Annotated in this window: 13 protein-coding genes; 1 reads left to right on the top strand and 12 read right to left on the bottom strand. The window is 68.4% G+C overall.

The window, feature by feature from the left end:
* Positions 1–57 precede the first annotated feature (57 nt).
* Entirely contained in the window at positions 58–789 is a 732-nt protein-coding gene (locus GQ56_RS0118770) for an OmpW/AlkL family protein (RefSeq protein WP_031400115.1), read from the top strand.
* A gap of 209 nt (positions 790–998) precedes the next feature.
* Here the strand turns inward: GQ56_RS0118770 and ugpQ are convergent, their stop codons facing one another.
* The 12 genes from ugpQ to GQ56_RS0118830 all read right to left on the bottom strand — a co-directional run bounded on the left by ugpQ (position 999) and on the right by GQ56_RS0118830 (position 13107).
* A complete protein-coding gene (ugpQ, locus tag GQ56_RS0118775; protein ID WP_031400116.1) occupies positions 999–1769 on the bottom strand; it encodes a glycerophosphodiester phosphodiesterase in 771 nt (256 codons plus the stop codon).
* 28 nt (positions 1770–1797) lie between these two features.
* Positions 1798–2883 (bottom strand): sn-glycerol-3-phosphate import ATP-binding protein UgpC, encoded by a 1086-nt coding sequence (locus tag GQ56_RS0118780; RefSeq protein ID WP_031400117.1) that lies wholly within the window; start codon positions 2881–2883, stop codon positions 1798–1800.
* A gap of 32 nt (positions 2884–2915) precedes the next feature.
* A complete protein-coding gene (ugpE, locus tag GQ56_RS0118785; RefSeq protein ID WP_031400118.1) occupies positions 2916–3761 on the bottom strand; it encodes a sn-glycerol-3-phosphate ABC transporter permease UgpE in 846 nt (281 codons plus the stop codon).
* The gene (ugpA, locus tag GQ56_RS0118790; RefSeq protein WP_031400119.1) at positions 3758–4642 is read right to left on the bottom strand and encodes a sn-glycerol-3-phosphate ABC transporter permease UgpA; all 885 of its coding nucleotides are present in this window, start codon (positions 4640–4642) and stop codon (positions 3758–3760) included. The genes ugpE and ugpA overlap by 4 nt, the downstream gene beginning before the upstream one ends.
* 96 nt (positions 4643–4738) lie before the next feature.
* Positions 4739–6073 carry a sn-glycerol-3-phosphate ABC transporter substrate-binding protein UgpB gene (gene ugpB, locus GQ56_RS0118795; RefSeq protein ID WP_031400120.1) on the bottom strand — a complete coding sequence of 445 codons (1335 nt, stop codon included), beginning with the start codon at positions 6071–6073 and terminating at the stop codon, positions 4739–4741.
* 90 nt (positions 6074–6163) lie between these two features.
* Positions 6164–7372 carry a deoxyguanosinetriphosphate triphosphohydrolase gene (locus GQ56_RS0118800; RefSeq protein WP_031400121.1) on the bottom strand — a complete coding sequence of 403 codons (1209 nt, stop codon included), beginning with the start codon at positions 7370–7372 and terminating at the stop codon, positions 6164–6166.
* A 41-nt stretch (positions 7373–7413) separates the two neighbouring features.
* Positions 7414–8493 (bottom strand): 3-dehydroquinate synthase, encoded by a 1080-nt coding sequence (aroB, locus tag GQ56_RS0118805; RefSeq protein ID WP_031400122.1) that lies wholly within the window; start codon positions 8491–8493, stop codon positions 7414–7416.
* Positions 8490–9044, bottom strand: a complete 555-nt coding sequence (locus GQ56_RS0118810) for a shikimate kinase (RefSeq protein ID WP_031400123.1) — start codon at positions 9042–9044, stop codon at positions 8490–8492. The genes aroB and GQ56_RS0118810 overlap by 4 nt, the downstream gene beginning before the upstream one ends.
* A 40-nt stretch (positions 9045–9084) precedes the next feature.
* A complete protein-coding gene (gene pilQ, locus GQ56_RS0118815) occupies positions 9085–10716 on the bottom strand; it encodes a type IV pilus secretin PilQ (RefSeq protein WP_031400124.1) in 1632 nt (543 codons plus the stop codon).
* Positions 10713–11582: a hypothetical protein gene (locus tag GQ56_RS0118820; protein ID WP_031400125.1), complete on the bottom strand. Its 870-nt coding sequence runs from the start codon at positions 11580–11582 to the stop codon at positions 10713–10715. The genes pilQ and GQ56_RS0118820 overlap by 4 nt, the downstream gene beginning before the upstream one ends.
* Positions 11579–12187 (bottom strand): hypothetical protein, encoded by a 609-nt coding sequence (locus tag GQ56_RS0118825; RefSeq protein ID WP_031400126.1) that lies wholly within the window; start codon positions 12185–12187, stop codon positions 11579–11581. Before GQ56_RS0118825 ends, GQ56_RS0118820 begins: the two co-directional genes overlap by 4 nt.
* The gene (locus GQ56_RS0118830) at positions 12184–13107 is read right to left on the bottom strand and encodes a type IV pilus biogenesis protein PilM (protein WP_031400127.1); all 924 of its coding nucleotides are present in this window, start codon (positions 13105–13107) and stop codon (positions 12184–12186) included. The genes GQ56_RS0118825 and GQ56_RS0118830 overlap by 4 nt, the downstream gene beginning before the upstream one ends.
* Positions 13108–13298 lie beyond the last annotated feature (191 nt).

Raw genomic sequence — 13298 nt, forward strand, 5'->3', positions numbered from 1 at the left:
TGTTTGGTTTTAAACGCAGTCGTCATAATGAGCACGCCTTAGATCGGAGGAGACACAATGAAACGAAAACTGGCCATTACGGGGGTCGCGGCGCTCGCTTTCACGTTGGCGGGCGGCACGGCTCACGCACAATCCGCGGGTAGCTTCTACGTCAGCACCGGCTGGCTGCACCTTGCACCGCAAGACAGCAGCGACCCGCTGTTCCTGTACGGCGTAGGCGGCACGCCCATCAACCAATCGATTCCCAACACCGGTGCCGGCATCAGCGACGCCGACACGATCGCGCTGGCGACCGGTTACTTCCTGACCGACCACATCGCCACCGAGTTCATCGCCGGCATTCCGCCGAAGTTCGACATCACCGGCAAGGGCCAGTTCTCAAGTTTCGGCACGCTCGGCCGCGCGTACCAGTGGAGCCCCGCGCTCCTCCTCAAGTATTACTTCAACGACGCCAACGCGAAGTTCCGTCCGTATGTCGGCGTCGGCGCGACGTATATCTGGTTCACCGGCGCGAAGATCACGAACGGCGCGTTCGAGAACGGCGCGCTCGGCGGCCCGACCAGCGCCACGACCAGCAACCAGTGGGCGCCCGTGTTCAACGCCGGTTTCACGTACAACTTCACGAAGCACTGGTTTGCCGGCTTCTCGATGTCGTACATCCCGGTCGGCGTGACCGCGACCTTCACGACGGCCAAGCGGACCCAGGTCGGCACGCTGACCGAGACGTCGAAGGCGCGTATCTCGCTGAATCCGATCGTGACCTACCTGAACGTCGGCTACCGCTTCTAAGCGTAGTCGAATATTTGGGGAATGGTTAATCCCGCTGCAATTTGTAGCGGAATTTTCCTGGCGTAATGTCTCCACGATGCAAAACGCCCCGGCGGGAATCCCGCCGGGGCGTCGCTTTTTCGCGTCAGACTCGATCCCGGCCAAGGCGTCTCGGGACCCGGGGGAGGCCGCCAGGGCCTCTTCACGCCGATAACGGGCTTGTGCAGGCCCTAGACGATGTCGATGTCGTCCAGTGCGTCCGGGCCGATCAGGTCGATGCGGTCCGTACAGACCGCGTCGACGCCCCAGCGGGCGAGTTCGCGCGCCCGCCCGAGGTCGTTGACCGTGTAAGCCAGGATGCGCAGCCCGGCCGCCTTGATCGCGCGCACGAGCGGCTCGTCGAGCCGTTTGTGGTCTGCATGCAACGATACGCAGCCGAGCGCCCCGACGACCTGCGCATGCCAGTCGTCCGGCACGGCTTCGTACAGCATGCCGCGCGGCAGCGCGGGCACGGTCGCCCGCGCCTGCTGCAGCGCGTCGAACGAAAACGACGACAGCAGCGGCGGAACCTCGACATCGCGCCAGTACGCCGCAGCATCGGCCGCCACGCGCTGCCCGGTCTCGCGCTCGCGCCCCGGGCACGGCTTGATCTCGACGTTCGCGGCCAGCCCGTGCGCAATGCAGCGCGCCGCCGCGGCCTCGAGCGTCGGCATCCGCTCGCCCGCGAAGCGCGCGTCGAGCCACGCGCCCGCGTCGAGCGCGGCCAGCGCCTCATAGCGCATGCCTGCCGCCGCGCCGTGGCCGTTCGACGTCCGGTCGACGGTATCGTCGTGCAGCAGGAACGTCACGTCGTCGGCCGACAGCTTCGCGTCGAACTCGACCATCCGGTGGCCGCGGCGCGCGCCCTCGTCGAGGGCGGCGAGCGTATTCTCCGGCGCGAGCGCGCCGCCGCCGCGATGGGCGACGACACGCGGGTAAGGCCAGTCGGGACGGGTTGTCATCGTCGGTCTCTCGGCAGGTGCGGAAGGTTCAGCCGGCACGCTTGCCGGTCTCGGGATCGAAGAAATGCAGCCGGTGCGCCGGCAGCGCCGCCGCCAGCGCCGTGCCGCGCGCCGGACGGTCCGCATGCGGCAGGCGCACCGCGACGTCGTGATTGCCCCAGCGGCCATGCGCGAGATTGTCCGCGCCGAGCAGTTCGCACGAATCGACCGGCAGCGTCGCCTGCGCGACGCCCGGCTGCGGCGTCATGTGCTCCGGCCGCACGCCGAGCACCCAGTCGCGGCCGGTGGCGATCTCCGTGCCGATGCCGGGCGCGCCGGCAACCGGCAGCGCGGGGCCGCCGCCCGCGACCGTAAACGTCGCGCCGTCTTCCGACAGCCGGCCATGCATCAGGTTCATCGCCGGCGAGCCGATGAAACCCGCGACGAACACCGTCGCCGGCTTCTCGTACACGTCGACCGGCGCGCCGATCTGCTCCGCGTAGCCGCGATTCATCACGATCACGCGCTGCGCGAGCGTCATCGCCTCGATCTGGTCATGCGTCACGTAAACGCTCGTCGTCGCGAGCCGCGCATGCAGCCGCTGGATCTCGAGGCGCATCTGCACGCGCAGCTTCGCGTCGAGGTTCGACAGCGGCTCGTCGAACAGGAACACCGACGGCTCGCGCACGATCGCGCGCCCCATCGCGACGCGCTGCCGCTGGCCGCCCGACAGCTCGCGCGGCCGCCGCGCCAGCAGCGGCTCGAGTTCGAGAATCTTCGCGGCCGCGGCGACCCGCGACTCGATCGTCGCACGCTCGATCCCGCGGATCTTCAGTCCATAGCCCATGTTCTGCGCGACCGTCATGTGCGGATACAGCGCATAGTTCTGGAACACCATCGCGATGTCGCGATCCTTCGGCTCCAGCGCGTTCACGACGCGCTCGCCGATCGCGATCTCGCCGTCCGTCACCGTCTCGAGCCCCGCGATCATCCGCAGCAACGTCGATTTGCCGCAGCCCGACGGGCCGACCAGCACGATGAATTCGCCGTCGGCAATCTCCACGTCGATGCCATGCAGCACGTGCTGCTTGCCGTCGTAGGATTTCCTGACGCCTTTCAAGCTCAGCGCAGCCATTCTTGGTCTTTCTCCCGGTTGCCGTCCGTTGTTCACTTCTCGGAATCGACGAGGCCGCGCACGAACCAGCGCTGCATCGCCAGCACGACGACGAGCGGCGGAACCATCGCCAGCAGCGTCGCCGCCATCACGTATTGCCATTCGGTCGCGGCGTCGCCGCTCGCGATCATCGTCTTGATGCCCACCACCGCCGTCGACAGCGACGCCTCCGTCGTGATCAGGATCGGCCACAGATACTGGTTCCAGCCGTAGATGAAGGTGATCACGAACAGCGCCGCGATGCTCGTCTTCGACAACGGCAGCACGACGTCCCAGAAAAACCGCAGCGGCCCGGCGCCGTCGATGCGCGCGGCGTCCATCAGCTCGTCCGGCAGCGTCATGAAGAACTGGCGGAACAGGAACGTCGCGGTCGCCGACGCGATCAGCGGCAACGTGAGCCCCGCGTAGGTGTTGGTCAGGTGCAGCGTCGACACGACCTGCACGGTCGGAAAGATCCGCACCTCGACCGGCAGCATCAGCGTGACGAAGATCAGCCAGAACGCGGTGTTGCGGAACGGGAAGCGGAAATAGACGATCGCGTAGGCGGACAGGATCGACACCGCGATCTTGCCGACCGAGATCCCGAGCGCCATCGCGAAGCTGTTCACGAGCAGCAGGCCGAACGGCGCCGTCGTGGCGCCGCTGCCGTGCCCCCAGATGTACGCGACGTTCTCGAACAGGTGCGTGCTCGGCACGAGCGACAGCGGCACCGTCAACACTTCCTGCGCGTTCATCGTCGCCGCGCAGAACGCGACGTAGACGGGAAACAGGACCAGCACCGCGCCGGCGATCAGCACCGCGTGGCAGAACAGGTCGAAACCCTTGCGATTTTCGATCATGCGTATTGCACCCTGCGTTCGACGAAGCGGAACTGGATCACCGTGAGCCCGACGACGATGATCATCAGCACGACCGACTGCGCGCCCGAACTGCCGATATCGAGCCCCTGGAAACCTTCCGCAAAGATCTTGTAGATGAGCGTCTTCGTGCTTTGCGCCGGGCCGCCGCCGGTGGCCGCGTCGATCACCGGGAACGTGTCGAAGAACGCGTAGACGAGGTTCACGACCAGCAGGAAGAAGCTCGTCGGCGACAGCAGCGGCAGCACGATGTTGAAGAAGCGCCGCACCGGCCCCGCGCCGTCGATCGCCGCCGCCTCGATCAGCGAGCGCGGGATCGCCTGCAGGCCCGCATAGAAGAACAGGAAGTTGTAGCTCACCTGCTTCCACACCGACGCGAGCACGACCAGGAACATCGCCTGCCCGCCGTTCAGCGCGTGATTCCACACGATGCCGCCCTTCGCGAGCGCGTACGTGATCAGGCCGATGCTCGGGTTGAACAGGAATGCCCACAGCACGGCCGCGATCGTCGGCGCGACCGCATACGGCCAGATCAGCAGCGTACGGTACACGCGCGCGCCGCGGATCACGCGGTCGGCGCACGCGGCCAGCAGCAGCGACACGACGAGCCCGCTCACCGTGACGAGCGAACTGAACACGAGCGTCGTGCGGAACGAATCGAGATATAGCGGATCGGCGAACAGGTGCGTGAAGTTCGCGAAGCCGACGAATTCGCTCGAGGTGCCGAACGCGTCCTGCATCTGCGTCGACTGCCACAGCGCGACGCCGGCCGGCCACAGGAAGAACACGGCGGTGATCGCGAGCTGCGGCGCGATCAGCAGGTACGGCACCAGGCTCGTACCGAAGCGGGAACGGGATTGCATCGCGGATATCCGGTCAGGCAAAACGGAAAGGAAACCGCGCCGCCGGCCGGCACGCGCCCAGGCGCGGCACGGCCGGCGGCACGCAGCGATGCGCGCTCAGCCGCCCGACTTCTCGAAGCGGCGCAGCAGTTCGTCGCCGCGCGAGGCCGCCGAATCGAGCGCGTCCTTCGGCGACTTCTTCTGCGCCCAGACTTGCTCGAATTCCTCGTCGACGATCGTGCGGATCTGCGGCATGTTGCCCAGGCGCAGCCCCTTCGTGTAAGGCAGCGGCGGCTTGTTCAGCATCTGCTTGATCGCGGTTTCCGCGCTCGGGTTCTTCGCATAGAAGCCCTGCTGGCGCGTGAGGTCGTACGCGGCGGTCGTCACCGGCAGGTAGCCGGTGTCCTGGTGCCACTTCGCGGCGACGGCCGGCGAGGCCAGGTACGCGAGGAATTTCGCGACGCCCTTGTAGGTCGCCGGATCCTTGCCGGCCAGCACCCACAGGCTCGCGCCGCCGATGATCGCGTTCTGCGGCGCGCCCTTCACGTTCGCGTCGTACGGCAGCATGCCCGTGCCGAAGCTGAATTTCGCGAACTTCTGCAGGTTCGCGAGCGCGCCCGACGACGTCGTCATGATCCCGCAGTCGCCGCTGTAGAACTTCGCCGACGCTTCGTCCTTGCGGCCCGCGTACGTGAACGTGCCGTCCTTCGCCATCTGCTGCAGGAACGCGACGTGGGCGATCTGGTGCGGCTTGTTGAATTCGAGCACGGCGTCGGTGCCGTCAAAGCCGTTGTTGCGGCTCGCGAACGGCAGCGCTTGCCATGCGCTGTAATTCTCGAGCTGGATCCAGCCCTGCCAGCCGGTCGTGAAGCCGCACGCCATCCCCGACTTGCGCAGCTTCTCGGCATCGGCCTGCACGTCGGCCCAGGTCTTCGGCGGCTGGTTCGGATCGAGGCCGGCCTTCTTGAACGCGTCCTTGTTGTAGTACAGCACCGGCGTCGAGCTGTTGAACGGCATCGACACGAGGTGGCCCGTCTTCGCATCGCTGTAGTAGCTCGCGATGGTCGGCACGAACGCCTTCTCGTCGAGCGGCACGCCGGCCTGCTTGAACACGTCGTAGACGGGCACGACGGCCTTCTTCGCCTGCATCATCGTGGCCGTGCCGACTTCGTAGACCTGCAGGATCGCCGGCGCGTTACCGCTGCGATAGGCGGCGATGCCTGCCGCGAGGGCCTGGTCGTAGGTGCCCTTGTAGACCGGCACGATCTTGTAGTCGCTCTGCGACGCATTGAACTGGTCGGCGATCGCATTGACCCGCTCGCCGAGCGCGGCCTCCATCGCATGCCAGAACTGGATTTCCGTCGCGGCGAACGCCACGTGCTGCGCGCCGAACAGCAGCGCGCCGCCGAGCGCGATCGAGCGAACCAGGGTCCCCGCAGGCTTCTTCTTCATCGACCTCTCTCCTATGAAAACGTTACCAACCGCGTCTGCAACATTCCTGTCGCCATTGAACCGGCGAAGTCTAGTGATCGTTTGTGACAGTCAGTTGTCGCTGATGACGAACAGGCGCTGATATTCCTTCAGCGCGAAGCGGTCGGTCATGCCGGCGATGTAGTGCGCGACGAGGCGCGGCTGCTGCGCGGCGTCGTCGGACTGGTAGGGCGGCGGCAGCAGGCGCGGATCGTCGATGAACGCGTCGAACAGCCCGGTGACGACGCGCTGCGCCTTGCTCGCCATGCGCATCACCTTGTAGTGGCGATAGAGGTTCTTGAAGAGGAAACGCTTGAGGGCGGCCGCCTGCGCGGCGACCGTTTCGCTGTGCGACACGAGCGGCGGCGCGGCGCGCACGTCGTCGAGCGACGCGGGCGCGACGCGCGCGAGGTTGCGCGTCGTCTCGTCGATCAGGTCGACGATCAGCGTGTTGATGATGCGCCGCACCGTCTCGTGCACGAGACGGCGTCCTTCGAGGTGCGGGAATTCGGCGAGCGCCGCCTCGTAGTGGCGCTGCCACAGCTCGACTTCCGCGAGCTGCGCGATCGTGATCAGGCCCGAGCGCAGGCCGTCGTCGACATCGTGGTTGTTGTAGGCGATTTCGTCGGCGATGTTCGCGAGCTGCGCCTCGAGCGACGGCTGGCGCCCCTGCAGGAAACGCTCGCCGAGCGGGCCGAGCTTGCGCGCATTCTCGCGTGAACAGTGTTTCAGGATACCTTCGCGCGTCTCGAAGCACAGGTTCAGCCCGTTGAACGCGCCGTAATGCTCCTCGAGCTCGTCGACGACCGCGAGGCTCTGCAGGTTGTGCTCGAAACCGCCGTGCTCGCGCATGCATGCATTCAGCGCGTCCTGCCCGGCATGGCCGAACGGCGTATGGCCGAGATCGTGCGCGAGCGAGATCGCCTCGACGAGATCCTCGTTCAGGCGCAGGTTGCGCGCGACCGAGCGAGCGATCTGCGCGACTTCGAGACTGTGCGTGAGACGCGTGCGGAACAGGTCGCCTTCGTGATTGACGAAAACCTGCGTCTTGTATTCGAGCCGGCGAAACGCGGTCGAATGGACGATGCGGTCGCGGTCGCGCTGGAATTCGGTGCGCGCCGCCGGCGGCGTTTCCGGATGGCGGCGGCCACGCGACTGCAATGCGTGCGCGGCATACGGAGCGAGATGAGCTTCCAGCGCCGCCAGCGTCGGCGGCTCGGCCACCGGCGCGGCGGATGCGAGGATGGCTTCGGGCAGTGTACTGCTGGATGTCTCGCTCACGTCTCCTCCAGGTTGGGGGCGCCGGGGCGTCCGGGCCGCCGTTAGCGGGTTGTCTGCGCCAGTGTAGCGAACACGGCCTCGTCCGGCGCCTGTGTGATCAACGTATCGCCGAATCGCTTCAACAGGATGAACTTGATCGCGCCTGCCTCGGCCTTCTTGTCGACCCGCATCAGGTCCATGTAGCGGTCATCGCCGAGCGTGGGCCCGCGGGTCGGCAGGTGCGCGGCCGCGATCACCGCGTCGAGGCGCTGCCGCGACGCTTCGTCGAGCAGGCCGAGCCGCACCGACAGATCGCCCGCCATCACCATCCCGCAGCCGACCGCCTCGCCGTGCAGCCACTCGCCGTAGCCGAGCCCGGCCTCGATCGCATGGCCGAACGTGTGGCCGAAATTCAGGATGGCGCGCAGGCCGCCTTCGCGCTCGTCGGCGGCAACCACGCTCGCCTTGATCTCGCACGAGCGCTTCACGGCGTGCGCGAGCGCGGCCGGTTCGCGACGGTTCAGCGCATCGACGTTCGCCTCGATCCAGTCGAAGAATGCCGCATCGGCGATCGCACCGGTCTTGATGACCTCGGCGACGCCTGCGGCCAGCTCGCGGTCGGGCAGCGTCGTCAGCGCGCCGATGTCCGCGATCACGGCCTGCGGCTGGTAGAACGCGCCGATCATGTTCTTGCCGAACGGGTGGTTGATGCCCGTCTTGCCGCCGACCGACGAATCGACCTGCGACAGCAGCGTCGTCGGCACCTGGATGAACGGCACGCCGCGCATGTAGCACGCGGCGGCAAAGCCCGTCATGTCGCCGATCACGCCGCCGCCGAGTGCGACGAGCGTGGTCTTGCGGTCGGCGCGCCCGGTCAGCAGCCCGTCGAAGATCAGATTCAGCGTTTCCCAGTTCTTGTACGCTTCGCCGTCCGGCAGCACGACCGTCGACACGTGCTTGCCGAGCGGCGCGAGCGCCGCGCGCAGCGTGTCGCCGTACAGCGGATCGACCGTCGTGTTCGTGACGATCGTGACGGACGAACCCTTGATGTGCGGCGCGAACAGCTCGGCGCGGCCGATCAGGCCGGCGCCAATGTGAATCGGGTAGGCGCGGTCGCCCAGGTCGACGTTGACAGTAATCATGCTTGTAGCGGCTTGGCAATGACGCCCGCCAGTTCGAGTTGCATCAGCACCATGTTGACGAGACCGTTGACCGACGGACGGCCGGTCTCGATGACGAAATCCGCGCATTCGCGGTACAGCGGGTCGCGCACTTCATACAGCGCCTCGAGACGCCCCTTCGGGTCGTCGGTCTGCAGCAGCGGGCGGTTCTTGTCCTTGCGGGTGCGTAACCAGAGATCGTGTGGATTGGCGCGCAGATAAACGACGATGCCGTGATTTTTCAGGAAATCGCGATTTTCCGGGCGCAGCACCGCTCCGCCGCCCGTCGCGAGCACGATGTTCTCGCGCTGCGTGAGTTCGGCGATCACCTGCGTTTCGCGATCGCGAAACCCGCCCTCGCCCTCCATCTCGAAGATCACCGGGATGCGCGCGCCCGTGCGGGCCTCGATTTCGTGGTCGGAGTCGAAGAACGTCCTGTCGAGACGACGCGCGACCGCGCGGCCCACGGTGGTCTTACCCGCTCCCATAAGGCCGACGAAAAATACGTTTGCATGTGGGTCCCGCGCTTGCAACGGCTTCCTCTGCTTCAATCTTGCTGGTGTGTGGCGCAGCTTACTGGCAAAGCGGCTGCCTTGTCGAGCCTGCGCCGGCGGCTTCCGGCCCCGTTATTTCGGTATTCACGTCGCCCGCGCTGCCCGCATCGCAGCGCGCATCGACAATGGTCGGCGTAATGAAGACGACCAGTTCGTTGCGCTGGTCGCGCTGCGCGCGGTGCCGGAAAAGCGCGCCCAGAAACGGTATTTTGCCCAAGAGCGGCACGCGCGTCACATCGTTCCGGGTCAGTTGTTCATAGATCCCGCCGATCGCGACCGTCCCGCCGTTCTCGACCTCGACGCGCGTCTGCACGTGCTTCGTATGAATCGCCGGGCCGGCCGCCGTCGGTTCGCCGACGCTGTCCTTGGTCACGTCCAGGTCGAGCACGACGCGCCCGTCGGGCGTAATTTGCGGCTCGACCTCGAGCTTGAGCGTCGCGCGGCGGAACTGCACGCCGCTCACGCCGTTGCCGACCTTGGCCTGGTACGGCAACTCGGAGCCCTGCTCGACGATCGCCTTGATGCGGTCGGCCGTGACCACGCGCGGACGCGAAACGATCTGGCCCCGCCCCTGCGCCTCGAGCGCGCTCAGTTCGACGTCGAGTACGCGGCTGAGCGGGGCGGCGAACAGTGTGAAGCCGGCGGTCGCCGCCTCGAAACCGCCGAGCGGCCGCGCAGCAAGGTCGAGCGCGTTGCGCGGGCCGGTCGCGGGCGTGGCACCGTCGCCCGCCGACGGCTGCCCCTGCGCACGCAGCGCGACGCGCGCACCTAGGTTGCGCGAGAAACCCTGTTCGCCCTCCACGATGCGGGCCTCGATCCGGACTTGCCGCGACGGCCGGTCGATCGCGTCGATCAGGCTCGCGATCTGGACGAGACGCGGCGCGAGATCGGTAACGAACAGCAGGTTCATGCGCGGATCGGCCGCCGCCGCGCCCCGCTTGGACAGCAGACGCTGGCCGGTCGCGCCCGCCAGCAGCCGCTGCACGTCCTGCGCGCGCGGATAGTGCAGCGCGAACGTGCGGCTCGCGAGCGGCTCCAGGTCGGCGGCCCGCGCATGCATGTCGAAGCGCTCGCGTTCGCGTGCGGCCAGCTCGGCCGCCGGTGTGATCCAGATCACGTTGCCGCGTCGGGACATCGCAAGCCCGTGCGTATCGAGCAGCGTGTCGAAGGCATCGCGCCAGCGGACATTGTTCAGACGCAACGTGACGGTGCCGCGCACCTGCTCGCCGACGACGATGCTGAGCCCCGTGAACCGTGCGAACGCGTCGAACGCGGCCGCGAGCCCGGCTCCCTGCAAATGCAGCGAGATGCGCCGCTCGTCGTCGGCATCGCCCGGTTGCCGTGCCGCGGGATCGCTCATCCGCGCCGGGGGCGCCAGCGGGATCGGCGGCCCCTCCAGCCCTGACGCCGGGGTGGCAGCTTCCGCCTGCCGAGCCGCACGCCCCGCCTGGTCGAACGGCAGCGGGCCAGCCTCAGCCGGCGCCATGCCGTCCGCGCCGTCCACCATGCGTTGCGGCAACGGCAGGCCCGGCACCGGCGTCTCCATCGACGCGACGGGCCAGTCTGCCGGCAACGGCGGCAACGCGGCGCTCGCACCGGCCGCCGTCAATCCTGCCCAGACGACAAGCGCCCGACCCCGATGCCTGATCATGGCCGTCCTCCTTCGCCCAGGACGATCCGGTAGGCGCCGTCGGCCATCGCCAGCGTCACGGCTGCGGAATCGACCCGCATCACGCGCGCGATCCCGAGCGCTTCGCCGGGCACCACGGCCACATACGTGCCAGCGCCGTCGTCGAACAGTGCGAGACCGGCACGCGCGTCGCGAATCGTGCCGGCCAGGCGGGTAGCCGCCCCCGCGTCTCCGGACGCCACGGCCCAGCCGAACGGATCGGCATCGGGCGCGGCAGCCAGAACCTGCGCCTCGCCACCCATGAACGTTGCCGCTTGCAACCCGGGAAACACGTCGACGGATATTTCCACGCGCGCGGACTGCGTGCCGCGTTCGACGCGCAACGCAGACGGCACCGCCAATACCGGAAAGCGCGCCAGCCCGCCGACCACGCTCAGCAACGCGCGAAAGCCGCCATCCGCGACGATGCGCACCGTGCGCCGGCGGCTGTCCGGTGCAGCACCGTCGGCGCGTTGCGGTTCGAGCGATACGCCGTGCAGCCCGCCCGAAGCAGCGAGGTCGGCCAGTTCCAGCATCAGTTCGGCCCACTCCGGCACCCGCGGCAAACTGTCGTCCCGCGATGGCTCCGGATGCAGGTCGCGCCGCCGCGCCGCGGCTTCGATTACCCGCTGCGCGTCGGCGGCACGGGCCTGCGCCGCCGCCAACAGTGCGCGACCATGCGCGAGCCCGCTCCAGTCGGCGGCATTCGCCAGATGAATGCCGCCCGCCAGCACGGCCGAGAATGCGGCCACACAGCCTGCGATGTGCGCCGCCTGCGGCGACATTCGCCGCAAGCCGCCCCACCATGCGGCGCCGTGCGGCGTGGCCCGATCCATGAGCGCCGTCATGCGCCGCCTCCCGATACAGCCCGCGACTGCGTTGCGTCCTGCCAATGCAGATGGACCGAAAACTTGAACGGCATCCCGTCCGTGCTCGCCCCGGCACCCGACGCAGGCTTCAACGCATCGATATCGATCCGCCAGTCGTGCTGCTCACGTGCGATCCCCGCGAGCCATCTCGCGGCCGCACGGTAACTCGCGGCACGGATATCGAGCACCGCACCGGCCGACGTCGTACGCAGCGCGTCGAGCCGGACGGTGCCGTCGCGCACCCGGGCCAGTGCCGCCAGCAAACCGGCAGCGCGCCGGTAAGGCAGGGCAAGCGCGGCTGCCTGCGCATCGCGCTGGGCCGCGACGGCCACCGCTTCGACGGCGCGCGTCGCGGCGCCCACCTGCGGATGCAACTGCCGCAGCCGCGCCTCCACGCCCGCACGCTCGGCATCCACACGCCACCTCGACCACGTGGCCGCGCCCGTCCACAGGCCGACGCCCAGCGCGCCGAGCAGAATCGCCCCGCCGCATTGCGCAGCCCGACGACGTCGGGATGCCTGCGCCAGCCGCTCGCGGTACGGCAGCAGGTTGAAACCGCCCGCCCCCACACGATCCGCCGTCATTCCCACACCCCGCGCAACGCCAGCCCGAAGGCAACGGCGAATGCAGGGCCGCCCGGCACCCCGACCGGCGAACACGGCGGCCCGTCCCGCCCTGCGCATTCGAAGGGCACCGCGATCGTGCCGAGCACGTCGCCGATCTCGGCGACGGACGTACCCAGGCGGGCAATGCACCGCTCGTCCCCCGCCACGAGTACGCAACGCACGGCCCCCAGCGCTCTCTGGCGCAATGCGTCGGAGAACGCCCCCGGAACGGTACCGGACAGCGTCAGCACCGGCACGGCCAACGGGCCGTCGATGCGCCATCCATGTACCCCCGAGTCATGGAACCAGAGCGCCGCGCAGGCGCCCTGCGCGGCGGGCTCGAAGTGCGCGGCATAGCGCAATGCACGCAGCGCGGCGGCCGACTCGCCGTCGACCACCGTCAGGTCGACACCGGCCTGGGCGGCCACGTCGATCCGCCGTTCGAGCAGCGCCAGCGGTGCCACGGCAATCTCGATCTCGCCGGACCGTGTGGCGCCGTCGTGCCGCCAGTCGAACGCCAGGCTGTCCGGCGCCAGCCCCGAGATCCGCTCGGCCGCCTGCCGTGCCGCGTCCTGGACGTCGTCTCGCCCGGCCAGATCGAGCGTCGCGGTGCGCATCTCGTCGTCGTGCAACGCCATCACGCCGCGTGCGTCGCACCGTACGTCGGCCGCCGACAGCCGCGACACCGCTGCCGACAGCGCACGCGCGACCGCCGCCCAGCGCGCGTCTTCCGGCCCGCCCGCCAACCCGACCGGCTCCCGGTCGAGCCCCTCGATGCACACATCCGCGCCCCGGCCGCGCCGGCCCAGCACGACCACCCTCACCTCGTCCGCGCCGACGTCGATACCCGTCGACCGGTGCCTGCCCCGCGCAAACCGTGCCACCCATCGTCCCGCCATGCCGCCTCCCGAGATCGTCGCGGCCCATGCCGCGTGTCCGAGACCTGATTCTGCAAAGCGGTGGGCGCGGCCGACAGTCGGCCGAACGGCCAGCATCCGCTCGCGGCGAACCCGCGAGGGCTATGCTGGAAGCACGCCGGCCCGCCGCTTTGCGACAGGCGCGCCCCGTGTCAGGAGCGGCCTTACCGGGC

The organism is Burkholderia paludis (assembly GCF_000732615.1).
GTDB lineage: Bacteria > Pseudomonadota > Gammaproteobacteria > Burkholderiales > Burkholderiaceae > Burkholderia > Burkholderia paludis.